Raw genomic sequence first — 24,545 nt, 5'->3', positions numbered from 1 at the left:
GGTTAAGGCAATCCTTACCGGCAACCGGCACAAAACGCCGCAATACGATCACAGCCTGTCTGCAAACGTTCCATGCTGGTGGCGTAGGACAGACGGATAAACGGACTCATGCCGTAAGCCGCCCCCTGCACCGTCACCACATGTTGCTCCTCAATCAATGCCAGTACGAAATCGGCATCGTTGTTGATCTGACGGCCACCCGCGCTGACTTTACCGATATAACCCGCGATATTAACGAACAGATAAAACGCGCCTTGTGGCTTATGGCAACGCAGACCATCAATTGAGGTCAGACGTTCCAGCACGTAATCGCGACGTTCGCGGTAGATACGTGCACGTTCCTGCAACAGATCCTGTGGGCCTTCCAGCACCGCCACTGCGGCGGCCTGAGTCAGGGTGGTCACGCCACCACTGTTCTGGGTATTAACGTTGCTCATCGCCTTGATCAACGGAGCCGGGCCGCCGCAAAAGCCGAGACGCCAGCCAGTCATTGAGTACGCTTTTGACACACCATTCACCGTCAGCACCCGGTCATACAGACGCGGTTCAACCTGCGCCAGGGTATAAAAACGCACGTCGTCATAAATCAGATGTTCGTAGATATCATCCGTCATGATCCACACCTGCGGGTGACGCAACAGCACTTCTCCCAACGCCTGCAACTCTGCTTTGCTCGCCACTGAACCGGTCGGGTTACTGGGGTAGTTGAGCAGCAGCCATTTGGTTTTATCGGTGATCGCCGCTTCCAGCTGCGCCGGAAGCGGTTTAAAACCATTCTCCTGGGCGCACGGCAGCGGCACCGGGATACCACCGGCGAATTTCACGATATCGGCATAGCTGATCCATGACGGCGTCGGGATCACCACTTCGTCGCCCGGATTGATGGTCGCCAGAATGGCGTTGAAGATGATCTGCTTGGCACCGCCAGCCGTAAGGATCTGGCTGACGTCATAATCCAGCTGGTTATCACGTTTAAATTTCAGTTGGATCGCTTTACGCAGGGCTGGCGTGCCATCGGTGGGTGGATAACGGGTATCCCCCGCGCGCGCCGCCGCATAAGCCGCCTCAATGGCGTGGTCCGGCGTTGGAAAATCGGGTTCGCCGGTGGAGAGTGCCACCACATCAATGCCCTGCGCCGCGAGATCGCGTGCTTTTTGGGTCATGGCGACGGAGGCGGAAACAGTCACATTCTTTAGTCGATCGGCTATCTCAGGCATGGGGAACACTTCCCTCTCTCAGTGTCAGCAGAAACGGCGCGGCACGCCAAAACGCGCGCGGCCAGCAAAGTTCTCTGAGCATAGGTTTTCGCCCACAACCACCGCTAATAGTGCTTTGTTGTGGTGATATAACACAAAACGATGACAGGACCGGCTGCACACTTTTGCAGCAAAGTCAGCGCATTGCCCGGAAATGCGCGGCGGGTCACGCAGCGCGCGCGCCAGATATGTTAAAAAACTGTTACTTTCAAGCCGCTACGCGCGCCATCGTGGCGCATTGCTCCCATCAGCCATTGGTAACGCTAATGGGAAAATGCACCAAAATTGTGCAAAACATCCTGTCTGAACATTTGTTGAGCAGGCAGTAAGTCAACTCAGCAAAAGCCTTAGGAGGCATGTGCGCCGTACCCTCCTGCCTGAGTTCAATCACTAAACCTTATTCTGGCATCAACTTTGCTTGATGCTGATATGCGTTCCGTTGGAGGGAGTGACCATGAATCTTCGCCGTCTTAAATACTTCGTCAAGATTGTCGATGTCGGCAGTCTGACGCAGGCCGCCGATATTTTGCATATCGCCCAGCCCGCCCTGAGCCAGCAGCTGGCAACGCTGGAAGGGGAAGTGAACCAACAATTGCTGATCCGCACCAAGCGCGGCGTCACCCCTACCGAAGCGGGTAAAACGCTCTATTCTCACGCCCAGTCCATTTTGCGCCAGTGCGAACAGGCGCAAAGTGCGATTGATCGTGTCGGGGCGTCGCTCAGCGGCAGCGTCTCAGTCGGCCTTGCGCCCGGCACGGCAGCGCAAAATCTCGCCCTGCCGCTGATGATGGAAGTGCAGCAGCAGCATCCCGGTATCGTGCTTTATTTCAACGAGAACTTCGGCACCACGCTGAGCGAGCTGATCATGAACGGTCGCATGGACATGGCGGTGATCTATGACCATCGCAATATCCACGGCCTGCGTTTTATGCCGCTGATGAAGGAAGATCTGTGCTTCGTCTGTCCGTTCAGCCTGGCGAAACCGATGAAAGAGATCCGTCTGGCAGAAGTGGCGCAGTACGATCTGTTCCTGCCGCGCATCTATAACATCATGCGTAAGGTGCTGGACGATGCCTTTGTGCAGAATAACCTGCAATATCGTGTTAAGTGCGAGATCGAATCACAAACCACGCTTAACGCCGCACTGACTGCCGGTCTGGGTGCCACCATCATGCCCGAATCCGCTGCGCGGGCGATGTTGAAAACCTCAGACTCGTGGATGGCGAAGATTGTCGAGCCAGATGTACAAGCCTCGTTGTCGTTCTGCATGTCCGATCATCTGCCGCTGTCGCAACCGGCAGAAGCCGTTAAATCGATTCTGTTGTCGCTGATGTCACGGCGCAACGTGGAAAACCATCCCCTGACGCTGGTGGGATAAGCCTCGCTTATTACCGCAAAGCGAAACCCTCTTACTGCCCGTCTGACGAACGCGCTAGATTGACTGCGTTAGCTGCCCGCTCCGGCGGGCTTTCTTTGACGGGAACCCTATGGAAAAAACTGCAATACCGCTGCCGACGCTGCGTGCCGTCGCGCGCAAAATGCAAACCGCCGGGCTGAGCCACCTCACGTTGGGCGGCAAGGCGTGGTCGGTAAAAATGACCTTTGCCGCTGTGCCCCCCTCTGCGCCTCAACCGATTCCCGCACCGCCGAACGCGCTGCGCCCGGTCGGCGCCCCCATGCCCGGTACGCTGCGGTTACGCCATCCGCTAAGTCAGCAGGATTTTGTCCAGCCCGGACAGGTCGTCAAACCCGATGATGTGCTCGCACTGGTGCAGGTTGGCCCGCTCTATTTACCGGTCATCAGCCCGGTAAACGGCACGGTACAAAACGTGGTAATCAACGACGGCTCACCGGTAGAATACGAAGAAGAAATACTGATAATTCATGATCATAACCAGGAATAAGCGCGGTTATAAGGGTCGCTTATTGCCTCAAAATTTTTATGTCTTATCCCCATTGAACATAACTGCATAAAGTCAGAAAAAGATCAGAAACGCGCCGCTGCCCCAGGCCCGGCGATGACAGGAGAGGCAAATGCCATTTTCAGATTACAAAACCGCACTGGTCACTGGCGCATCCGCCGGGATGGGTGAAGCCATTGTTGAGCGTCTGTGCCAGGAAGGCATTACCGTTCATGCCGTGGCACGCCGCAAAGAACAACTGGCGGCGCTGGCCGAACGTACCGGCTGTATCCCACACGCGGTGGATGTCAGCGATCTCAGCGCACTGACCGCCCTGTGCCAGGACCTGCAAATCGACATTCTGGTGAACAACGCCGGGCTGTCGCATCCGGGTTCGATTCTGGATGCCGACGAAAACGTGATTGAAACCCAGGTGGATGTCAACCTGCGCGCCGTGCTGCACCTGTGCCGGCTGCTGGTGCCGGGCATGGTGGCACGCGACCGTGGTCATGTGTTCAACATCACCTCCATCGCCGCAATTTACAACTTTGGCGGCAACTCGGTGTACCACGCCACCAAAGCCGGGGTCCATGCCCTGTCGCGTCAGCTGCGCGTCGACTGCTATGGCAAACGTGTGCGTATCACCGAGATCTGTCCGGGCCGCGTCGCCACCGATATTTTCGGCAACGTCTCTGGCGATCACGAAGAAGCGCGCCGTCGCTTTATCGATGGCTTTGAACTGCCGCAGGCGAAAGATATCGCCGACTGCGTAGCCTTTGCCCTCTCTGCGCCAGTGGCGGTGAATATCGGCAATATCGAAATCACCCCGACGTTGCAGGTACCGGGCGGCCTTTCCACCATGCGACCGGGCGACCGCGCCGAGTAATGAGGTAACACTATGGCACTCGATTTCAGCAGTGTGATAACCGGCCACTTCGGCCAGATGATCGTTGACGGAACGGTGGTCACTCTTGAACTGGCGTTGGGTGCCTGGCTGCTGGCGATGATCCTCGCCATGCTGCTGGTGGTGATCCGCCTGACCGATCAACGCATCGCGGTCGGACTGGTGAAGGCCTATGTTTCTTATCACCGCAATGTCCCGACGCTGATTCAGTTAATGATGTGGTATTTCGCCATTCCGACGCTGCTGCCGGAAGCGCTGCAAATGTGGATTAACAACCTCAACGCCGAATTTCTGTTTTCACTGGTGGCGCTGGGGCTGTGTCAGGCGGCGTACTTCTCGGAAGATATTCGCAGCGGTCTGCGCGCTATCCCGGATGGACAGAACGAAGCGGCGCGTGCGCTGGGGATGGGTTATGTGCGCGCCATGTGGTCGGTGATCCTGCCACAGGGGATTCGTAACGCGCTACCGGCGCTGATTAACCATACGGTGCTGCTGTTCAAAAACACCAGCCTGGCGATGGTGATTGGTGTGGCGGAACTGACCTATGTCACCCGCGATATTGAGAACCAGACCTTCCGCACCTTCGAGTCCTATTTTGTGGCAACCGTTGGCTATCTGTTCTTCTCCCTGATGCTGATGGGCCTTGGCGCGCTACTGGCCCGCCGCTTTCAACGCGTCTATGCGAGGTAATGGCGATGTTTGAGATGTTCACCATTTTGCATGACAACGGCATGCTGCTGTTAATGGGCCAGTACCCGAACGGGCCACTGGGCGGGGTGCTCTGTACCCTGGTGATCTCGCTGCTGGCGGTATTGCTGGCCTTCCCTGTGGGCGTGTTGCTGGGGTTGGCGCGTCTGTCGCCGTGGCGCTGGCTGAGCTGGCCCGCCACCTGCTGGGTCTATCTGCTGCGCGGCATCCCGCTGATGATGGTGGTGTTCTGGACCTACTTCTGCGTACCGCTGTTGATTGGTCACAACATCAGCGGCTTCTCCACCATGCTGTGTACGCTGGTGATTTATGAGAGCGCCTATATCGCCGAGATCGTGCGTGGCGGTATTCAGGCGTTACCGCACGGGCAGTACGAAGCAGCGCGTGCATTAGGCATGGGCCACATCAAGACCCTGCGTCTGGTGATCCTGCCGCAGGCGTTGTTTAACACCCTGCCAAGTCTGGTAAGCCAACTGGTTTCGATCATCAAGGACAGCACCCTCGGCTACGTGATTAACGTGCCGGAGCTGACATTTGCGGCCAACCAGGTCAGCAACCAGTTACTGACCAAACCTTTCCAGGTGTTCGCCATCGTGGCGCTGAGCTACTACATCATCTGCTTCAGCCTGACGTGGCTCGCCAACAAACTCGAAGCGCGCCTTGCGCAGAAACGTCGTCAGTCACCGGTGGAGACGCCCACGGTAGCACCGGCGGTGATGATGACTAAAACCCAATCGCAATAAGGAACCGCTATGAGACCGATGATTCTGTTTAATCAGGTCAACAAATGGTACGGCGCGTATCAGGCGCTGACTGACCTGAGTGCCGAGATCAATCCCGGCGAAGTGGTGGTGGTCTGTGGCCCCTCCGGTTCCGGTAAATCGACACTGATCCGCACCGTTAATCGCCTGGAGCCAATTGAAGGTGGCCAGATTGTGTTTGACGGTATCGATATCCACGGCAGCAGCACGCGTTTGAATCAGCTGCGTACCCGTATCGGTTTTGTGTTCCAGAGCTTCAACCTGTTCCCCCACGTTTCCGTGGCCGAGAACATTATGATGTCACCGATGAAGGTACTGGGCGTGAAGCGTTCAGAGGCACGTCAGCAAGCGGGGGAACTGCTGGAACGAGTTGGCCTGTCGCACAAGGCGGATGCTTATCCGGCGCAGCTTTCCGGCGGTCAGCAACAACGCGTGGCGATTGCCCGTGCGCTGGCGATGAAGCCACCGGTGATGCTGTTTGATGAACCGACATCAGCACTCGATCCCGAAATGGTGGGTGAGGTGCTATCGGTGATGCGCGGCCTGGCCCAGGAGGGGATGACGATGATGTGCGTCACCCACGAGATGAACTTTGCCCGTGAAGTGGCGGATACCATCTGGTTTATGGATCAGGGGCAGATTCTGGAAAAGGCCACGCCGGACAAGTTCTTCACCCAGCCGCAGCACCCGCGCGCGCAACGCTTCTTAAGCGATTTGCGCTCGCATTGATGTAAAGGGCGCGATAAATCGCGCCACTACGGTTCTGCATGCACGGTTTGTAGCGGCGCAATTTATTGCGCGTACGAAGGTTCGATTCAGCAATCAACCCACACCGCACCGGCATCGGCGGATTGCACGCACTGCTCCACCCAGCGCACCCCCATCAGCCCGGCATGCACATCGGGATACCAGAAATCGCGCAGGAAGGTTTGGTCATCCCGGTCAGTCGCATCCATCGCCAGCGCAAAACGGCGATAGAGATTGGACCAGGCTTCAAACAGCCCTTCAGGATGCCCCCCGCCAATACGATCTTCCTCTAAAGCGCGGCTGTGCAGATACCCCATACCGCGCTCCAGGATCTGCACCGGCTGCCCCTGCACTTCATAACGAAGCTGGTTTGGCTGTTCATCCCACCACTCGAGGCTGGCTTTTTCACCAATCACGCGCACTTTCTGGCCGTGCATCGAACCACAGTTCACTGCCGACGCCCACATGGTGCCTACCGCGCCGTTGTCATACTCCATCATCACAAAGGCGTTATCTTCCAGCGGTGCCCGACTTTTGACGAAACTCTGGCGGCTACACAGCAGGCGTTTAACTTTCAGCTTCGGCACCATAGTTTCGGCGATAAACAACGGATGCGTCGCCAAATCGCCCAGCACATAGCTGGGGCCGACAAAACGAGGATCGACGCGCCATTTGGTGCTGGCATTTTGCAGCTCCACGGCCTCGTTATGAAAGCCGTGAGCAAACTGCATATTAATGATGCGAATCTCACCCAGCAGCCCTTCGGCGATCATCTCCCGCGCCTGATGAATCAACTGATGTCCGGCGTAACCGTAGGTCACACCGATGATTTTTTTCTTCTCAGCGCAAAGTCTTTCCAGCTCGTCGGCCTCGGCAGCGCTGAAGCACAGCGGCTTTTCACACACCACATGCAGCCCGGCATTGAGCGCCGCCCGGCAGATAGCAAAGTGGGTGTTATTAGGCGTGGCGATGGACACCGCTTCAATGCCGTCGGCGCGTGCCGCTTCAGCAGCAAACATCGTCTCGTAATCGGCATAGCAGCGATCTTCCGCCACCCCCAGCGTTGTGCCAAAGGCCCGGCCCCGCACGGCGTCGATATCAAACGCCCCAGCCTGTAAGACAAAATTGCCGTCGCGCAGCGCGGCAGAACGGTGAATGTAACCAATCTGGCTGGTGCCACCGCCGCCGACCATACCCCAGCGCAGTGAACGATCGAGAGCTTTTGTACCGTTAATCATGATGTTGTCCTCAGAATCCGACTGATTGCAGATAGTGCAGGCTGGCTGTGACGTCGCGCAGGCTGGTGTCAGCATGGCGCGGATCGCGTTCCTGTTCGATGGTGATCCAGCCCTGATAATCGCGTTCCGCAAGGAAGGCGCGCACCGCCGGATAGTCAATCGCCCCTTTGCCAATCGGACACATCACCCCTTCGGCACAGGCAGCAAAGAAGTCGATGCCGCGAGCGATAACATCGCGCCATACCGCCTCGTTCACGTCTTTGAAGTGCAGATAATCGATGCGATCCCAGTAGCGATTGAGGTAGGGAATCGGGTCCATGCCTGAGTAGTACAGATGGCCAGTATCGAGACACAAACCCGCCACCTCGTGCGGGATATCCTGCACCAACTGTTCCAGTTCATCGGCGAATTCAATGCAGCCTCCGGCATGAGGATGGATCACCGCGCGTACGCCATATTCACTCCAGGCGATCTCACTCAGGGTGGTGATGTGCTGCATCATGCGTTGCCAGTCTTCCGGGGACAGGCGTGGCGCTTTATCCGACTGACCGGCATATTTCGCGCGCTGCGGATTACCAAAATCGATTATCACCAGATAGGGAGCCGGCGCGTTCTGCGCATGGGTTTTCTCAGCCGTCGGCACCTGGGAGAGATTGCGGCAGATATTGTGGGTCAGTTCCACCATCGCCGGGAAATTGGCTGCACTGACCAGATCGTCGAAAATTGTGCCCGCTACCAGCGACAGCCCGTAATGTTCCAGTTGCTGGCGTAGCTCGCTGGCCTCCACCGGCAGATAGCTCCACGGCCCCAGCTCAATGCTGCGATACCCGGCTTGTGCCGCTTCGCTCAGGACTTTTTGCCACGGCGGCAGGTAAGGATTTTTCGGATCATCGACGCCCCAGCTACAGGGCGCATTGGCGATATGGATAGTCATGATCGTTCCTTGCTGTGATTGATGCAGCAAGTATCAAATAAAAATTTCATCCACAACAAGCATGAAACTTTCATTTTTTGATAGCGATCAAGTTATTAATTATCATTTAAATGATAGGTTATCTATCATTTGGCGCGATAAATCGCGCCGCTACGCCTAAGCAGCGGCTATCGCGCGTTTTTACAAATTCTCCCGTGTGACAATATCGAACGGCAGTGTGACCTGCATAAAATGCTCGCTGCCATCCGCCTGATGCTGTTGCAGGGTTTGCACCAGGGTAGTTGCCAGACCCTCAATACGATGACGCAGCATCACCGTGATGGTGCCATCAATCAATGCCAGATCGCCGTCACTGACCGGGCCATGACAAATCAGCGCCACGCGACGCTGCGGTTGCTCGCGCAGCGCGCGAATGACCCCTTCAATCCCGCCGCACGGCGCAAAAATCAGCGCCAGATCGGCATGTTCATCCAACAAACGACGCGTTGCCAGATAACCCCCGTCAATCGACTCATGGGTTTTGAGTGGTTCCAGCACCTGACGCGCGTTGTCCTGCTCGCGCAGGTAAGAACGGAAACTGATTTCACAACTCTCCTGGCAGGTAAAACGGTGGTCCCCCACCAGCACCCCTACCGGTCCCGGCTGATGCAACAGATGCGTCGCCATCCAGCCTGCGGTGCGTCCGGCCTTCTGGTTATCCAGCCCGAAATAACCGGCATGACCACAGGGGGAGAAGTTGGAAAACAGCGCATATACCCGCACGCCCTGACGCGATACCGTTTCGATCGCCCGGCGAATCAGCGGATGGTCAAGCGCCACCAGCCCGATGACATCCACCTGTTGCGCCAGCGTATGCAGCGAGGCCACCACCGCATCCACATCGTCAATATCGTGCCAGCAAAACTGTGCTTCGCTACCGGCGGGATGTAACGGCTGTGTCTGCTGACGTAACGCGTCAGTGAGCGACTGATAAAACGAATAATTTTTTGCCAGCAGAATAAACCCCATACGCAACGCGACAGCAGGCGTTAAAGCCCGGCTGCTGAGTAACGGCATCAGGTCAGCGCGATAACCCAGACGCCCCGCCGCTTCCAGCACCTTCTTCTCGGTGGCAGCGCGCACCGGCGCACGACGGTTAAGCACGCGATCAACCGTCGCAACACCGACACCCGCAGCGGCGGCAATCGCATTCATGGTGATTTTACTCATACAAGATATCCGTGATAGAAAATTATCAAAAAATAATACCCGGATGACATCAAAAGTGCGAATAATTCGCGCCAGGAATCGTCATATAATCGTAATTTCTGATAGAGAATCCCTCATAAATTTGACCACCATCGCAAAAATGAAACGAAAATTACAAGACAACCTACTTTTCGGAATAAATGTTTGATAATTATTCTGCCTGACAACGCTTGTGGTGAGGGGTGGATTTGCTTCAGCAAAGCGTTAAAGCAACCGGCTTAACGCGCAGGAGAAAACAATGAAAATCGCTTTTGACGTGGATGTAATCCGCGACCTGGGGATCACCCGCATGGTGCAGCAGGTGGCGGAATGGGGCTACAAATACATCGAACAGTCGCCCCATCCACAAATTAACCCGTTCTATAAACACCCGAAAGCCAGCCGCGAAATCATCACCGAATATAAGAACGCGCTGCGCTCCACCGGTGTGGAGATCTCCTCGTTTATCGTGGTGTATCGCTGGTCTGGCCCGGACGAAGCCCGCCGTCAGGCGGCGGTGAAGAACTGGAAGCGGATGATCGAGATCGCCGTGGAAATGGGCGTGCCGGTGATCAATACCGAGCTGTCCGGCAATCCCAATGAACCGGAGATTTGCGAAGAAATGTTCTACCGTTCGATGGAGGATCTGCTGCCCATTATCGAACGCGAAGGCATTCGCGTGGAAATCCAGGCCCACCCGTGGGATTTCTGCGAGGAGAGCAACGAAACCGCTGATATCGTGAAATCTTTCCGCAGCGATAACGTGAAGTATATCTACAGCGCGCCGCACACCTTTTTCTACGACAAAGGCAAAGGCGATGTGAAAAGCATGCTGCATTATGCCGGTGACGATCTGTCGCATATGTTGATTGCCGACACCATGAACCACACCAAACATTGCCGCTATATCGTCAACCCGCCGGGGGTTGATGCCACCATCCACCAGCATGTCGGCGTGGGTGAAGGTGAAGTCAATTTCGATGCACTGTTCGAAGCGTTACGCGAGATGGATTTTGCCAAACGTACTTTTAAGGTCGGCGGCGAATCGATTATCTCGGCAGCGTTGTTTGGTTATCCGGAAAAAATGAAGTACCAGGCGGTGGAAACCCGCGAGCTGATTGAACGCGAGTTGCTTTGAGTTAGGTGCGCTTTGTTACCCTCACCCTAACCCTCTCCCGCAAGCGGGAGAGGGAACCGATCGAGCATTTGGCACTTCTCCCTCTCCCTCATGGGAACCGATCGAGCATACGGCACTTCTCCCTCTCCCTTATGGGAACCGTTCGAGCATATGGCACATCTCCCTCTCCCTTATGGGAACCGTTCGAGCATATGGCACATCTCCCTCTCCCTCATGGGAACCGTTCGAGCATATGGCACATCTCCCTCTCCCTCATGGGAACCGTTCGAGCATATGGCACATCTCCCTCTCCCTCATGGGAGAGGGCCGGGGTGAGGGTATCAGCACGCACCAACCCCACCTCAACACCGGACTTTGCATCTCACCGCCAGCGCGGTTAAATCGCCTGTGACTGCGGCTGCTACACTCAGTGGCAGCAAAAAATGCAACCACAACAAGGCGAAATCACTATGTCGGAACATCAGTATCAGCCCGCAAAAGTCTGGACCTGGGACCCGGAAGCCAAAGGCAACGGCGCGAAAACCAACCGTCCGACTGCCGGGCCGACGCATGAGAAGACCCTGCCGGTCGGCAAACATCCGCTTCAGCTTTATTCGCTGGGCACGCCAAACGGCCAGAAAATTACCATCCTGCTGGAAGAACTGTTGGCGCTCGGCGTGAAAGAAGCCGAATACGATGCCTGGTTGATTCGCATCGGCGAGGGCGATCAATTCTCCAGCGGCTTCGTTGAGGTCAACCCTAACTCTAAAATCCCGGCACTGCGCGACCACTCGGTTAACCCGCCGCTGCGCGTGTTTGAGTCCGGCAACATCCTGCTGTATCTGGCGGATAAATTTGGTCACTTCCTGCCGAAAGATGTGGCGGGCCGCACCGAAGCGCTGAACTGGTTGTTCTGGTTGCAGGGTTCAGCCCCCTACCTTGGCGGCGGTTTTGGCCATTTCTATTTCTACGCGCCGGAAAAAATCGAATACGCCATCAACCGCTTTACCCTCGAAGCGAAACGTCAGCTCGACGTGCTGGATCGTCAACTGGCGGATCACCGCTATCTGGGCGGCGACGAATACAGCATCGCCGATATCGCCACCTGGCCGTGGTACGGCAACCTGATACTGAATAATCAATACGACGGCGCTGAGTTCCTGGATGTGCAGTCATATAAAAATGTGGTGCGCTGGGCGAAAGAGATTGCGCAGCGTCCGGCGGTCATCCGTGGCCGTAAGGTGAACCGCGCCTTTGGTGCCGCGCCGGAAGATCAGTTGCTGGAACGCCATGATGCCTCCGATTTTGATACCAACACCGAAGACAAACGCCAGGCGCGAGGAGAGTAACAGTGAGCGCATATGTGATTTTTATCCGCGATGAAACCCTGAACGACAGCGAAATGGCCACCTACGCGCAGAAAGCGGGGGAAGCACGCGGTGATCATCCGATTAATCCGCTCGCCTTTTACGGCGCGCTGGAAACGCTGGAAGGTCCACAAGCCGAGGGCGTGGTGGTGCTGGAGTTCCCGGATATTGATGCGGCAAAAGGCTGGTATTACAGCCCGGCCTACCAGGAAGCGAAAGAACATCGTCTGAAAGGGGCGAACTATCGCGTGTTGCTGGTGCAGGGCGTCACAGCGTAGCGGCGCGATTTATCGCGCTTATTCATTGAGGGCGGTGTCACCACCGCCCTTTACCTGTCAATTCAACGGGATACGCACCACGCTATCCGGTCCTTTCGCAGAATGATCTTTGTTGAATCCCTGCTTCACCGTCACGAATAACGTCTGACCATCCGGCGACACCAGCAAGCTGTTGGGATGGGTCGGCAGCGTCCAGCTATTTTTCACCGCATAGCTGGTGGCATCGAGTTGCAGCACTTTGCCCGATTCACGCTGGCTGATGTAGATCTCATTGCGTTTGGTATTGAACTTAATACCCAGCGCGTCCCCGTCGATACGCTTGATCACCTTGCCAGTATGCTCATCAAATACCAGCGTGGTTTTCGCTTTGGAGTTGTCAGTGACAAACAGGCGGCCGGTGGCCGGATCTTCCGCCAGATTCAGCAGCAGGTAGGTTTTGTCGTCGCCCGGCGTCCAGCGCTGTTCGATCTTGTGATTACGCGGGTTGATCACCAGGATCTCGCCACTGCCGTTGGCCGCATAGATACGATTGGTCACTGAGGAGTAAAGCAGACCGGTGACCCACTTCCCGGCATTTTTAATGGTGGTTTTCAGCTTAAAGGTTTTGGCATCCACCACCCAGATCAGGCCCGGATCGGCGACTCCGCCGATATACAGCAGGCCATCATGCAGCATGATTTCACGCGCGCCCGTCGGGAAGCCTTTGTCATTGATCAGGCCAAACTTCAGACGCTGCAACACCTTGCCGCTTTGCGCATCAACTTTTGAAATCCCGCCATCCAGCGTATTGGTGACATACAGCAGGCTGCCGTCCGGCTCCATCGTCATGCCGAAGTTTTTCAGGTCGGTATGGGTTTCGCCGAGGGTTTTCAGCGTGGCCGGATCAAGACGGTAGATCACCCCACCGTTGACGCCTTTAAAACTCTGGGCACTGGCGACATACAGCGAAGCTGTGCTGCCAGGAACATACGCCATCTCATACAGGCCTTCCGCCAGTACGCGCTGCTGCACATTGCTGGCAACCGGTTGTGGGGCGACGACCGGGGCAGCGGCTTTTTTTGCCGGTGCCTGGCAGGCCGTCAGACTGAGCGCCGTCACCACGGCCAGCGCCACGCCCGCGATACGCAGATTGAACAAGGATTTCATTCTTAGCTCCATCAGGGAGTTATAAAAAGAATGAGAATCATACGTATTAACGATTGGCGAGTAAACGTAACGCTGATTATTCGTCACAGCGCAATAATTGCGCCGCTACAAGCCAGCAAGAACCGTAGCGGCGCGATTTATCGCGCAATATTAATTCGCCGCCACAAACTGCGTGTAATTTTCCGGCGTAATGGTTTTATAAGGCACCCAGTTGTAAACCTGCACTTTTTGCTTATCCAGCAACGCTTTGGTCACCTGCACCGCCCCCGTTGCCTGCCCTTTAGCATCCTGGAAAATCGTCAGCACCATTTTGCCGTTCTTCACGAACTGCTGCCCGTCCGGTGTGCCATCAATACCCGCAACGAGGATCTTTTCATTCTTCGCCTGATTCAGCGCCATAATCGCGCCAATGGCCATCTCATCGTTGTTCGCAGCGATGGCATCAATCGGACGCTGGTTAAGCAGCCAACTCGACACCACATCCACCGCTTCATTGCGTTGCCACTTCGCACTTTGCTTCTCGACCACCTTCATATCTTTGTACTTGGCGATCACCGCTTCTACCGCCCTGGTACGCTCACGCGCTTCCTCGTTGGACAGCGCGCCCATCAGAATCGCCACGTTGCCTTTGTAATTCATCTTTTTCGCCAGCGCCTCCATCTGCATTTCTCCACCCAACGCAGAATCTGAACCGACGTAGGCCATATCCGCAGGCAGCTTCACCTCCGGCTTACGGTTAACGAAGATCAGCGGAATACCGGCATTCTTCGCGGCGGTGATCATCGGCAGCACCCCCTGGGTATCCACCGGATTGAGGATAATCGCGTCCACCCCCTGGTTGATAAAATCGTCCACCTGCTGCACCTGGAGCGCCACATCGCCTTTGGCATCCACAAACTGACCCTTGAGCTGATTAGCTTTCAGTTCGGCTTCCATCTGGGTGCGTAAAATGGACACAAAATTGAGGTCGAAGTTAGCCAGGGCCACACCAACGGTGAAGGTCTTTGCGCTAACACTCAGGCTGAACAACAACGAACAGAGCAGGATAAATAAGCTTCTGATTTTCATGATAGTTTCCTGTAGGGTTGAGATTTTATTGTTGTGTTTTAACGCCGGGCAACAGGCAAATACCCGGCAGGGTAACTCTTATAAACTGAAGTGATCGCGGAACTGTGTCAGCGCGGCAGTGCTGTCGCCACTGGCCCATCCCTCCATCGCCACCGTGCCCTGATAGCCGATCTCGTGCAACGTGCGGGCAATGGCGCGATAGTTGATTTCCCCGGTGCCCGGCTGCTGACGCCCCGGCACATCAGCCACCTGGATCTCACCAATCGCCGGGCCAGCGCGACGGATCAGTTCGATCAGGTTGCCTTCGCCAATCTGCGCGTGATACAGGTCGAGATTCATCTTCAACGCCGGACTGTTCACCGCCTCCACCAGCGCCAGGGTATCGGCGGCCAGGGCAAACGGCGTACCGGGATGGTCAACCGGCAGATTAAGGTTCTCCAGCGTGAACACGCGTCCTGCCCGTTCGCCGAGTTGGGCGACTTTGCGTAGCGTGTCAGCGGCTTTCAGCCACATCGCGCCAGTCACCACCTCTACCGGTTTGACCGGCAGCCCCTGGTCATCCAGCCCGGTGCCGTGCAGGTTCAGTCCCGGACAGTTAAGCCGCGCCGCCACCGCCAGCGAGGCTTCGGCACTTTGTAACAACTCAGCGATGGCATCATCGTCGGTCAGGTTGCCGGTCAGATAGCCGGTCATGGAAGTAAAACGCGCCCCGGTAGCCGCCAGCGCTTCAATATCCTTATTGGCCCAGCCCCAGATTTCGACGCCAAAACCCAACGCATGAATACGTTTAACGCGTTCAATAAACGGCAGATCGAGAAACACCATCTCGGCGCAGACAGACAGTTGATAGCTCGCCATTAGCGACCTCCCAGCGTGATCGGTTGGTTGCGTTGCACGGACTCAATACAGGCCAGCGCGATTTCCAGTGCGTTGCGTGCATCTTCACCGGTGGCACGCGGGGTTGCGCCGGTACGAATGCAACGCGCGAATTCCGTCATCTCTGCCACATAGGCTTCACGCAGCAGGTCGGAGTCCAGCCGTGAGGTATCAATCGCGATGCCACCCGCGTGATAACGCACGCAGTGGTTGGCATTGATGTGCCCGGCCTGCAACATCCCTTTGCTGCCAAATACTTCGCCCCGCACGTCATAGCCGTATACCGCCTGGAAGTTGGCTTCGGCGGTAGCAATCGCCCCATTGTCGAAACGAATCGTCACCACTGAGGTATCCAGTAACCCTTTATCTTTAAAATCCGGCCGCACCAGCGCATCAGCCAACGCATAGACCTGTACCGGCTTTGCATGCGGATTGAAGTGCAGCAGGGTGTCGAAATCGTGAATCAACGTCTCGAGGAAGATGGTCCACGGTGGGATCGGGGAAGGATCGCGCAACGCCGGGTCACGCGTCACCGAACGGCTGAGTTGGGTGACGCCATTCTCTCCGGCTTCCACCGCGGCGATGGCCGCCGCAAACCCTGAGTCAAAACGACGGTTGAATCCCACCTGCAACACCACACCGGCACTTTTCGCTGCGGCAATGGCACGGTCGGCTTCATCCATCGTCACCGCCATCGGTTTCTCGCAAAACACATGCTTACCCGCCTGCGCCGCTGCAATCACCCATTCGGCATGGGTACGTGCTGGCGCGGCAATCGCCACCGCATCAATCTCCGGGTCTTGCAACAACGCGTGCAGGTCACTAAAGGCTTTCGCCACCCCCAGTTGCTGCGCCAACCGTTCCGCCGCGCCAGGCTGGGGATCGGCGATGGCGGCCAGCGTCGCTCCCGGTACCCGGTACGCCAGGTTTTCCGCGTGGAAGCTACCCATGCGACCGGCCCCAATCAAGCCAACGCGTACAGGTTTGGAATCAAAACTCATTGCTAACTCCTTGTTATTTTGGGGCATCCCGAATGGATGCGGCCTGTACCGGGGTTATTGCAAAGCCAATGCCAGGTGGAAATCGGCGAAATGTGTGAGACACCACACAGATACAGCTCACAAACTGGCAACAAAATTTACATGTCAACTTCACATGTAAATAAAATGGACATTCCATCCATCACCGGAGTGCGTTATGCGATCTCTGAGCGACCGCTTGCCGTTTAAAGATGAAAGCGATCCGATCTTCAGCCTGCCAGGCGGCGCGGAAGTCGGCGAGTGGGATAATTTGTTGTGGCAGGGCTGGCACAGCTTTCAGCGCGGTGAGCAACCCGGCTGGATGCGGCGCAGCATTTTGCAGTCGTGGCAACGCTCGCAGCAGCGCGGTACCGATCCGGAGGATTTTACCTATATCGCCCCGCCCGCTGAGGAGCTGGCCGCGATTCTCGAACACAACGCCGAGTTGATCCTGGTTGCGCGCAGCATTATGGAGAACCTGCTGGCCTATAACCCGGATGGGCATATCAACCTGACCGATGCGCAGGGTGTGACGCTGCATTTCTGTGGCGCGGATATGACGCCTGTCGGCAGCATTCTGCGTGAAGAGGTACTGGGCACCAACTGCACGGCTCGCTGCCTGATTGAACAACGGCTGGTGTATGTACTGAGCGGTGAGAACTGGAAATTCGATCTGCGTAAACGCCATCGACAATGCGCTGCCGCTCCGGTGCGTGATGCCAGCGGTCAGTTGATTGGCGTGCTGACGCTGACCGCCACCCCCGATAACTTCAATGCACACACGCTGGGTACGGTGCAGGCGGCGGCAGAAGCGGTCGGGCAACAGTTGATGCTGCGCCGTCTGCTGGCCGAGCAGCAGTCGATCCTTGAAACCCTGAATGAAGGGGTGATCGTCTGCGATCGCCACGGTCGGATCAAAACCCTGAACCGTTACGCCCGACAGATCTTTAGCGGGTTGGATCCTGATGCCGGGCCGATCGATGTGTTGTTGCAGCCGCAGGGAGCATCGCTGCTGACCATGCCATTCTGCAACGACCGCGAGCTGCAATTTATGCCCGATGGCGTGCAGTCGATCCCTTGCCTGATTTCGCTGATGCCCGCACCGGATGGGGGACGCGTGTTATCACTGCGCGAGAACCAGCGTATCCGCGCCATTACCCGCCGAGTGATGGGAGTCAGCGCCAGTTACACCTTTGAGATGATTCGCGGCCATGCGCCACGCGTGATGCAGGCGATTCAGAAAGCACGCGCCAGCAGCCGCACCGACAGTACCGTGTTGTTGACCGGTGAGAGCGGTACCGGCAAAGAGTTGTTTGCGCAGGCGATTCACAACGCCAGCCCGCGCCAGCAGGAGGCGTTCATCGCCCTTAACTGCGGTGCGCTACCGCGAGACCTGGTGCAAAGCGAACTGTTTGGTTATGTCGATGGTGCCTTTACCGGTTCACGGCGCGGCGGATCGCCAGGCAAATTTGAGCTGGCCGATGGCGGTACGCTGTTTCTGGACGAGATTGGAGAGATGCCGCTGGAGGCGCAGACCAGCCTGCTGCGCGTATTGCAGGAGAGCGAGGTGATGCGTATCGGGGCTGCCAATCCGCTGAAGGTCAATGTGCGGATTATCGCCGCCACCCACTGCAATTTGCTGGATGCCGTGGAAAAAGGCGCGTTTCGCCGCGATCTCTACTATCGCCTCAACGTGGTGTCACTGGAGATCCCCCCGTTGCGCGAGCGCCAGGAGGACATTCCCGGCCTGGTGAATACCTTTATTCTGGCACTGTGCGCGCGCCTGAAACGCATCGCGCCCCAGGTGTCGCCGGATGCAATGCGCTGCTTGCAGGCGTGGCATTGGCCGGGCAACGTGCGTGAACTGGAGAATCTGGTCGAACGCATGGTGAATCTGTGTGAGGGACTGGAGATTGGCAGACAAGACCTGCCGGATGAAATGGTACAGCGCCATCAGCCAGCCGTGCAATTGCCTTCATTGCAGGAAAATGAGCGCCAACATGTGTTGCAGGTAGTGGCGGAGCAGCAGGGCAATCTGCGCCAGTCGGCGCAACTGCTGGGGATTTCGCGCACCGCGTTGTACAACAAGCTGAATCAGTGGCAGGTGGACCTGGCATCGTTACGTCGGCGATTGTAGCGGCACGATTTATCGCGCTTTTCCGCCGCAGCATCAAATTACAGGCGCGCGATAAATCGCGCCGCTACGTTTCGGTTATGACAGGGACGCCCCGCCACATATCACCAGCTCCTGCCCGGTGATGGCATCTGCGGCGGGCGACAGCACAAATCCGGCCAACGCCGCCACTTCCTCCGGCTTGATATAGCGCCCTATCGGCGGCAGTTTTGGCGGTGAGCTGGCGCGGCCAGGTTGCAGCAGCATTGGCGTCTCGGTAGCACCCGGCGCAATCACATTCACCGTAATCCCCTGAGGCGCCAGCTCGGCGGCCCAGCTCCGTGCCATACCGACCATCGCCGCCTTGGTACTGACGTACTGGCTGCGCCCTGCTGCGCCGCGTGAGGTACGACTGCCAATCAGCAGGATACGATCGCCCCGTTGCATGCCGGGCTGCAACGCATTAGCCATGATTTGTGCCGCCTGCACATGCAGATACCACAGCCTGCTGCTGGCTTCTTCATCCAGCGCGCCCAAGGGCGCAGCCGCCATCATCCCTGCGGCATGCACCAGCGCATTAACGCCGGGCAACATCGCCAGCACCTGCTTCAGTCGCACAGCGTCAAACAAATCGACGCTGACCGAGGTAAAAGCCGGATGATCTTTTTTCACCTCGCTGCGGCTGAAGCCGGTCACCTGCCAGCCCTGCTGCAACAGATGGTCGGCAATCGCCGCACCTATCCCGGAACTGATACCGGTCACCAGCGCATGGCGGCTCATGAGACAACCCAGGATTCATCAACGCGCACGTACTTAATCGCCTGACGGAAATACGTGTAAGCAATATGCAGCGCACCGTCCTCGCTCTGCTTAATGCTGGGGTAGGAGAACTCACGGTTTAATTTCTGCTGGGAGTTGTTGGTCATGCAGTAGCCATCGCCCTCATCGAGGTTGCGCAGCCAGGGCCAGCTCCGCCCGCCATCCGCCGAGATCGCCAGCGTCATCGGCGCACGCGGCGCACCCCAGAATGCGGTGCGGCCACTGTGCACCACCGGCTCCGCCGCCACTGCGACGTCCCCCTCCTCCTCATCGTCGATTTCGTCATACAACGACAGGCGGCGCTCGCTGGCGTCTTTGGCGCTCATGGCGTTAAACACCAGCGCCAGATGGCCGTTGTGCAGCGTGGTGACCTGAATCGAGGAGTTATTATTTGGCAGTTCCGTCGCCTGCGGCGCACTCCAGCTTTCACCACCGTCATGAGAACGGCTTTGATAGATGTGATCTGCCCAGCGGCTGCGATACAACGCCAGCAGGCTACCATCCTGCAACAGGGTGATATTCATATGCACGCAGCCGAGGCTGTCCGGCACCGCCACATCGCGCCAGCTTTTGCCCTGATCGCTGGAGATTTTCACCGCGCTGACATCATCGTTACCGACCCATTTCACCCCCGGCTGGGTGCGGCAATAGAACACCGGCAGCAGCCAGTTGCCATTCGGCAGCACCACGATCGGCTGGCGGATAAAGGTACCAGGTTGATCAAGCAAGGTATCGATAGCGCTCCAGCTACGGCCAAAATCGCGTGACTGGCGATAGCGCACAATCGCGGTGTCCTGATTGCCGGACTTCTGTGCAGTCCACAACAGCCACAGCACCTGTTGCGGATCGAGAAACAGCACAGGATTTTGTTCCGATCGCGTCGGATCGTCCGACAACTTCTCTGCCTCGCTCCATTGATCGCTGCCTTTCGCCAGCCGTGAACACCAGACCGAGATATCCGCGACCCCTTCCTGCGTGCCGCCAAACCAGACGCACAGCAGGTCGCCATTCGGCAGCGGCAGCAGATTAGCAGCATGGTTCTGTGGACAGACCGAAGGCAGCATCGCGGTGAGCTGCTGCGCGTCCTGCGCGTGCGGATGAAGGTTACCGTTACGTTCGACGGTAAGGGTTAAGTCGGTCATATCAGGCTCCACTGTTTTGCATGGTTCGTTTCGGGGCATTTTTATCTTGCGTCTGGCGCGACGGGATCAGGCGGTCAATTACCATCACAATCGCCGGGGTCAGCAGTGCTACATACATGTTGTTGATACCAAATGGATCGCCCAACAAATACCACACCGACGTCACCACACAGGCGGCAATCAGCCCGGCATTTGCCCCGCGTGTACTTTTAAAGAATGGCAGGTAGAACGCGATGATAGCGACCACCGAGATCGACAGACGGATGGCACGGGTGAAGAACGACAGCTTCAGCACTTCAGGCACGAACAAAACGAAGATCAGCGGCAGGAAACCAATCACCAGCGACAACCAGCGCGTCATACGAAATTCACGCTCCGGGGTCGGATTGCGGTACGGAACATAAAAATCTTTCACCACCAGCGAGGCAATCGCCAGCGCGACGGTACTGACACTGACGAAAATCGATGCCACCAACGAGGTAGTGACAATGCCTGCCAGCCACGGGCTCATATCCTGTAAAAACACCGGCAGCGCATACAGGCTCTTGATATCAGGATGCAGGAATTTTGCCGCCACGCCGATCAGCGCGATGGCGATGGCAATCGGCATACAAAAGAAGAAGGCAACCCAGGTGGCGCGCTTCGCCGACGCGGCGTTTTTGGTGGAAGCAATCGCCTGAATCACAAACTGGGTACAGAAGATGGAACCGATGGTGCCGATCAGCCAGGCAAAAATGGTGCTGGCCCCGACGTTACCATCCCAGGTCCAGTAGAAATGTGGCATCTGTTTGATCATCGGGCTGACACCACCGGTCATATGCAGCGCCACGCCGAGAATCACCATAATACCGATGTATTTCAGGCCGCTATGCAGCAGCGTCACCCAGGCGATGCCTTTCATGCCGCCAAAGACAAAATAGAAGGTACTGACCACCGCCGTGATGAACGCAGCGGTAGTGAGATTGAGGTTCAGCACCGTGGAAATGGCCGCTGCGCCGCTGACGTAGTTACCCACGTTCACCAGCAGCAGAGCGTAAATCATGATCAGCGAGATGATGTTTTTGGTCGAGTTACCGTAACGTTCGGCAATCGCCCCGGAAATGGTGATTTTCCCGGTGTTATAAATACGTTTGACCAGCAGCATACCAAACAGCGGGAAGCCTATCGCCGCACCGATTACCGACCAGGAGGCAGCAAAACCATCCTCAAAGGCGGCCTGGGCGGTGCCGATGGTGGATTTAGCACCAATATATTCTGACATCAGCATCACCCCGACGATAAACGCCGGCATGGCGCGCGAGCCAGCCATAAAATCACCGGTGTTTTTACTGCGCAAACGCCAGGTCAGCCAGGTGGTAAACAGGATATATGCGATCACAATCCCGACAATAATCACCATCCCTTCTGTAGAGAATTGTTTCATTTCAGCCTCATCGATAACGTAGGGTCGTGGCAGGCGCTGGGCTTCACGCACGCCGTTATAGCGATGGCATTTTTCTCTTTGTGGTGTCTTTGCACCGAACGCCATCCATTGCGCATTGTGATTCATTTCAGTCAACAAAGAATGAGATCACGCAGCGAAGTGGCAATTTATAGGCGATAAGGGCAATGATTTGTTTGATCGTGCTCACAAACACTCAATATTGATTGGAAATAATCATATCGGTGATTTGCATTATCCAACGTAGCGGCGCGATTTATCGCGCGGTTTTTTATAACCAAAGGTCAAAAGAGCGCGATAAATCGCGCCGCTACGGAATGTAGCCTTTATAGCGTCTGCTGCAAAAACTCCACAAAGGCGCTAATACGTGCAGGCAGTTGGCGCTGCGGCTGCCAGACGGCAAAGATATCGCCGTCTGGCGCACTCCAGTCGGGCAATACATGCAGCAGCTCGCCGCTGTTAATGCTGTGCTGCGCATCCCACCACGAACGCAGCAGAATGCCATGCCCGTCCTGTGCCAGTTGCATCGCCACTTCACCGTCGTTGGTGACCAGGGTTCCGCGCACCTTTTGCGTCAGCTGCTGCCTGCCATCCGTCAGCCGCCACAGGGCAAAATCGCTTTCGTACTGACGCAGCAAAATACAGTTATGCTGCGCCAGCGCCGCCACGCTGTCGGGCAGGCCACAACGCGCCGCGTAAGCTGGGGCACAGCACAGCACGCGCGGATTGGTCCGTAGCTTGCGTGCCATCAAACGAGCATCCGGCGGCTCACCGACACGGATATCGATATCGATGTGCGCATCAAGGAAACTTAACGGCTGGCTGCTGAGTTGCAGGCTGAGTGACAATTCCGGGTGCAACGCCGCAAAGCGCGACACCAGCGGCGCAACATGGCGGCGACCGAACCCGAATGACGCATTGATATTCAATGAGCCGCGCAACACCGCCGTCTGGCTGCTGACCGACTCCTCCAGCTCCGCCAGTTGATCCAGCAGTGGGCGCGCGCCCTCCAGGTAGCGTTTTCCTTCCGGCGTCAGTTCCAGCCGTCGGGTGGTACGACGTAGCAACTGCACCCCCAGCCGCTGCTCCAACTGGCTCAGGCGTTTGCTCACCGCCGGTAACGAGAGTCCCAGCTCACGCGCTGCTGCCGTCAGGCTGCCAAGGGTGGCGATACGCACGAAAAACGCCAGGTCGTCGGTGGAGGTGCGCGATTCTCTACTTTTATTCAACATTGGCTTGCTGCTCAGGCTAATTATTTCCCCATGATGCAAAGTTATACTGCGGGCAGAACATCAACAGCAACCTGCGAGAGACCCTATGAGCGGCAAAACATTTAAAATCGCCGTCATCCCTGGCGATGGCATTGGTAAGGAAGTGATGCCAGAAGGCATCCGCGTCATGGACGCGGCAGCAAAAAAATTCAATATTCCGCTGGAGTGGCAATGGTTTGATTTCGCCAGCGCCGAGTACTGGCAGCAGCATGGCAAGATGTTGCCGGATGACTGGTTCGCTACCCTGCAAACCTTTGATGCGATCTACTTCGGTGCCGTAGGCTGGCCGGATGTGGTACCGGATCATGTCTCGCTGTGGGGATCGCTGTTGCAGTTCCGCCGCGAGTTCGATCAATACGTCAACCTGCGTCCGGTGCGTCTGATGCCGGGTGTCAAAGCGCCGCTGGCAAACCGTCAACCGGGCGATATCGATTTCTACGTGGTGCGTGAAAACACTGAAGGCGAATATTCCAGCGTCGGCGGCACCATGTTCCCTGGCACCGAGCGTGAAGTGGTGATTCAGGAGACGGTGATGACCCGTACCGGCGTCGATCGTATTCTAAAATTTGCCTACGAGCTGGCGCAGAAACGACCGAAAAAACACCTGACCTCGGCCACAAAATCCAACGGTATCGCCATCACCATGCCGTACTGGGACAGTCGTGTGGAAGCCATGTCAGCCAGCTACCCGGAGATTAAAGTCGATAAATATCATATCGATATCCTGACCGCTAACTTCGTGCTGCACCCGGACTGGTTCGATGTGGTGGTGGCGAGCAACCTGTTTGGCGATATCCTGTCGGATCTCGGCCCGGCCTGTACCGGCACCATCGGCATTGCGCCTTCAGCCAATATCAACCCGGAAGGGAAATTCCCGAGTCTGTTCGAACCGGTACACGGCTCCGCGCCGGATATCGCAGGCAAAGGCGTCGCCAACCCGATTGGACAGATTTGGTGTGGTGCAATGATGCTGGAACATTTGGGCTATGCCGAAGCCGGTGCGGCGGTGCTGGATGCCATTGAACGCACGCTGGCGGCGGGCACCAGCCTGACGCGCGATTTGGGCGGCAAGGCATCAACCGAGGAGCTGGGCGCAGCGATTGCCGCCGCGCTGTAATCACGCGTTGTCAGCAAAAACCGCGCGATAAATCGCGCCGCTACAGCAGGGCGCGATGTTATCGTCGCGGTGTAATTTCATGATGTTAACGTAGC

At 56.7% G+C, this 24,545-nt stretch carries 23 protein-coding genes; 11 read left to right on the top strand and 12 right to left on the bottom strand.

Annotated elements, in window-relative coordinates; all coding sequences use genetic code 11:
- Positions 1 to 14: 14 nt before the first annotated feature.
- Positions 15 to 1,217 carry a pyridoxal phosphate-dependent aminotransferase gene (locus AC6I8T_RS02180; protein WP_208724667.1) on the bottom strand — a complete coding sequence of 401 codons (1,203 nt, stop codon included), beginning with the start codon at positions 1,215 to 1,217 and terminating at the stop codon, positions 15 to 17.
- Between the two features lie 493 nt (positions 1,218 to 1,710).
- Between AC6I8T_RS02180 and nac the strand changes: the two genes are divergently transcribed.
- From nac to AC6I8T_RS02150, 6 genes are all read left to right on the top strand, one after another.
- Entirely contained in the window at positions 1,711 to 2,634 is a 924-nt protein-coding gene (nac, locus tag AC6I8T_RS02175) for a nitrogen assimilation transcriptional regulator NAC (RefSeq protein WP_013507594.1), read from the top strand.
- 109 nt (positions 2,635 to 2,743) lie between these two features.
- On the top strand, positions 2,744 to 3,160 hold the full coding sequence (locus tag AC6I8T_RS02170; RefSeq protein WP_497833466.1) for an acetyl-CoA carboxylase biotin carboxyl carrier protein: 417 nt from the start codon (positions 2,744 to 2,746) through the stop codon (positions 3,158 to 3,160).
- 130 nt (positions 3,161 to 3,290) lie between these two features.
- Positions 3,291 to 4,043 carry an SDR family oxidoreductase gene (locus AC6I8T_RS02165; RefSeq protein ID WP_013507592.1) on the top strand — a complete coding sequence of 251 codons (753 nt, stop codon included), beginning with the start codon at positions 3,291 to 3,293 and terminating at the stop codon, positions 4,041 to 4,043.
- Positions 4,044 to 4,055: 12 nt separating this feature from the next.
- The gene (locus tag AC6I8T_RS02160) at positions 4,056 to 4,751 is read left to right on the top strand and encodes an amino acid ABC transporter permease (protein WP_021184181.1); all 696 of its coding nucleotides are present in this window, start codon (positions 4,056 to 4,058) and stop codon (positions 4,749 to 4,751) included.
- Between the two features lie 5 nt (positions 4,752 to 4,756).
- Positions 4,757 to 5,512, top strand: a complete 756-nt coding sequence (locus AC6I8T_RS02155; protein ID WP_021184180.1) for an amino acid ABC transporter permease — start codon at positions 4,757 to 4,759, stop codon at positions 5,510 to 5,512.
- Between the two features lie 9 nt (positions 5,513 to 5,521).
- Entirely contained in the window at positions 5,522 to 6,259 is a 738-nt protein-coding gene (locus AC6I8T_RS02150; RefSeq protein WP_021184179.1) for an amino acid ABC transporter ATP-binding protein, read from the top strand.
- A gap of 86 nt (positions 6,260 to 6,345) precedes the next feature.
- Here AC6I8T_RS02150 and AC6I8T_RS02145 read toward each other — a convergent pair whose 3' ends face one another.
- The 3 genes from AC6I8T_RS02145 to AC6I8T_RS02135 form a co-directional block, all read right to left on the bottom strand.
- Entirely contained in the window at positions 6,346 to 7,515 is a 1,170-nt protein-coding gene (locus AC6I8T_RS02145) for a Gfo/Idh/MocA family protein (protein WP_208724665.1), read from the bottom strand.
- 10 nt (positions 7,516 to 7,525) lie between these two features.
- A complete protein-coding gene (locus AC6I8T_RS02140) occupies positions 7,526 to 8,449 on the bottom strand; it encodes a TIM barrel protein (protein ID WP_497833465.1) in 924 nt (307 codons plus the stop codon).
- A 180-nt stretch (positions 8,450 to 8,629) separates the two neighbouring features.
- Positions 8,630 to 9,658 (bottom strand): LacI family DNA-binding transcriptional regulator, encoded by a 1,029-nt coding sequence (locus AC6I8T_RS02135; protein ID WP_208724663.1) that lies wholly within the window; start codon positions 9,656 to 9,658, stop codon positions 8,630 to 8,632.
- Between the two features lie 277 nt (positions 9,659 to 9,935).
- Here AC6I8T_RS02135 and AC6I8T_RS02130 point away from each other — a divergent pair, with 277 nt between their 5' ends.
- The 3 genes from AC6I8T_RS02130 to AC6I8T_RS02120 all read left to right on the top strand — a co-directional run bounded on the left by AC6I8T_RS02130 (position 9,936) and on the right by AC6I8T_RS02120 (position 12,438).
- Positions 9,936 to 10,814: a sugar phosphate isomerase/epimerase family protein gene (locus AC6I8T_RS02130; protein WP_021184175.1), complete on the top strand. Its 879-nt coding sequence runs from the start codon at positions 9,936 to 9,938 to the stop codon at positions 10,812 to 10,814.
- Positions 10,815 to 11,263: 449 nt separating this feature from the next.
- Positions 11,264 to 12,142 carry a glutathione-dependent disulfide-bond oxidoreductase gene (gene yghU / locus AC6I8T_RS02125; protein ID WP_021184174.1) on the top strand — a complete coding sequence of 293 codons (879 nt, stop codon included), beginning with the start codon at positions 11,264 to 11,266 and terminating at the stop codon, positions 12,140 to 12,142.
- Positions 12,143 to 12,144: 2 nt separating this feature from the next.
- Positions 12,145 to 12,438 carry a DUF1330 domain-containing protein gene (locus AC6I8T_RS02120; protein WP_208724661.1) on the top strand — a complete coding sequence of 98 codons (294 nt, stop codon included), beginning with the start codon at positions 12,145 to 12,147 and terminating at the stop codon, positions 12,436 to 12,438.
- 57 nt (positions 12,439 to 12,495) lie between these two features.
- Here AC6I8T_RS02120 and AC6I8T_RS02115 read toward each other — a convergent pair whose 3' ends face one another.
- The 4 genes from AC6I8T_RS02115 to AC6I8T_RS02100 form a co-directional block, all read right to left on the bottom strand.
- A complete protein-coding gene (locus AC6I8T_RS02115; RefSeq protein WP_497833464.1) occupies positions 12,496 to 13,584 on the bottom strand; it encodes a YncE family protein in 1,089 nt (362 codons plus the stop codon).
- Positions 13,585 to 13,734: 150 nt separating this feature from the next.
- Positions 13,735 to 14,652: a substrate-binding domain-containing protein gene (locus tag AC6I8T_RS02110; RefSeq protein WP_021184171.1), complete on the bottom strand. Its 918-nt coding sequence runs from the start codon at positions 14,650 to 14,652 to the stop codon at positions 13,735 to 13,737.
- A gap of 78 nt (positions 14,653 to 14,730) precedes the next feature.
- Positions 14,731 to 15,510: a TIM barrel protein gene (locus tag AC6I8T_RS02105; protein ID WP_497833463.1), complete on the bottom strand. Its 780-nt coding sequence runs from the start codon at positions 15,508 to 15,510 to the stop codon at positions 14,731 to 14,733.
- On the bottom strand, positions 15,510 to 16,529 hold the full coding sequence (locus tag AC6I8T_RS02100; protein ID WP_497833462.1) for a Gfo/Idh/MocA family oxidoreductase: 1,020 nt from the start codon (positions 16,527 to 16,529) through the stop codon (positions 15,510 to 15,512). Before AC6I8T_RS02100 ends, AC6I8T_RS02105 begins: the two co-directional genes overlap by 1 nt.
- A gap of 196 nt (positions 16,530 to 16,725) precedes the next feature.
- Here AC6I8T_RS02100 and AC6I8T_RS02095 point away from each other — a divergent pair, with 196 nt between their 5' ends.
- A complete protein-coding gene (locus AC6I8T_RS02095; RefSeq protein ID WP_497829948.1) occupies positions 16,726 to 18,684 on the top strand; it encodes a sigma-54-dependent Fis family transcriptional regulator in 1,959 nt (652 codons plus the stop codon).
- A gap of 75 nt (positions 18,685 to 18,759) precedes the next feature.
- On the opposite strand, the gene AC6I8T_RS02090 is transcribed toward AC6I8T_RS02095, so the two are convergent.
- The 4 genes from AC6I8T_RS02090 to AC6I8T_RS02075 all read right to left on the bottom strand — a co-directional run bounded on the left by AC6I8T_RS02090 (position 18,760) and on the right by AC6I8T_RS02075 (position 23,294).
- Positions 18,760 to 19,440 carry an SDR family NAD(P)-dependent oxidoreductase gene (locus tag AC6I8T_RS02090; protein WP_497833461.1) on the bottom strand — a complete coding sequence of 227 codons (681 nt, stop codon included), beginning with the start codon at positions 19,438 to 19,440 and terminating at the stop codon, positions 18,760 to 18,762.
- Entirely contained in the window at positions 19,437 to 20,621 is a 1,185-nt protein-coding gene (locus tag AC6I8T_RS02085; RefSeq protein ID WP_497833460.1) for a sialidase family protein, read from the bottom strand. The genes AC6I8T_RS02090 and AC6I8T_RS02085 overlap by 4 nt, the downstream gene beginning before the upstream one ends.
- Position 20,622: 1 nt before the next feature.
- Entirely contained in the window at positions 20,623 to 22,044 is a 1,422-nt protein-coding gene (locus AC6I8T_RS02080; RefSeq protein ID WP_208725483.1) for a sodium:solute symporter family protein, read from the bottom strand.
- A gap of 344 nt (positions 22,045 to 22,388) precedes the next feature.
- Complete coding sequence (locus AC6I8T_RS02075) at positions 22,389 to 23,294, bottom strand: LysR family transcriptional regulator (RefSeq protein WP_021184164.1); 906 nt, start codon at positions 23,292 to 23,294, stop codon at positions 22,389 to 22,391.
- A gap of 85 nt (positions 23,295 to 23,379) precedes the next feature.
- On the opposite strand from AC6I8T_RS02075, the gene AC6I8T_RS02070 reads away from it, so the two are divergent.
- Positions 23,380 to 24,450: a tartrate dehydrogenase gene (locus AC6I8T_RS02070; RefSeq protein WP_021184163.1), complete on the top strand. Its 1,071-nt coding sequence runs from the start codon at positions 23,380 to 23,382 to the stop codon at positions 24,448 to 24,450.
- Positions 24,451 to 24,545 lie beyond the last annotated feature (95 nt).

The sequence above is a fragment of the Pantoea sp. X-Soil-OKNW-556 genome (genome assembly GCF_059730695.1).
Note: the sequence above shows the minus strand (reverse complement) of the source record. Positions and strands in the feature narration are given on the sequence as shown.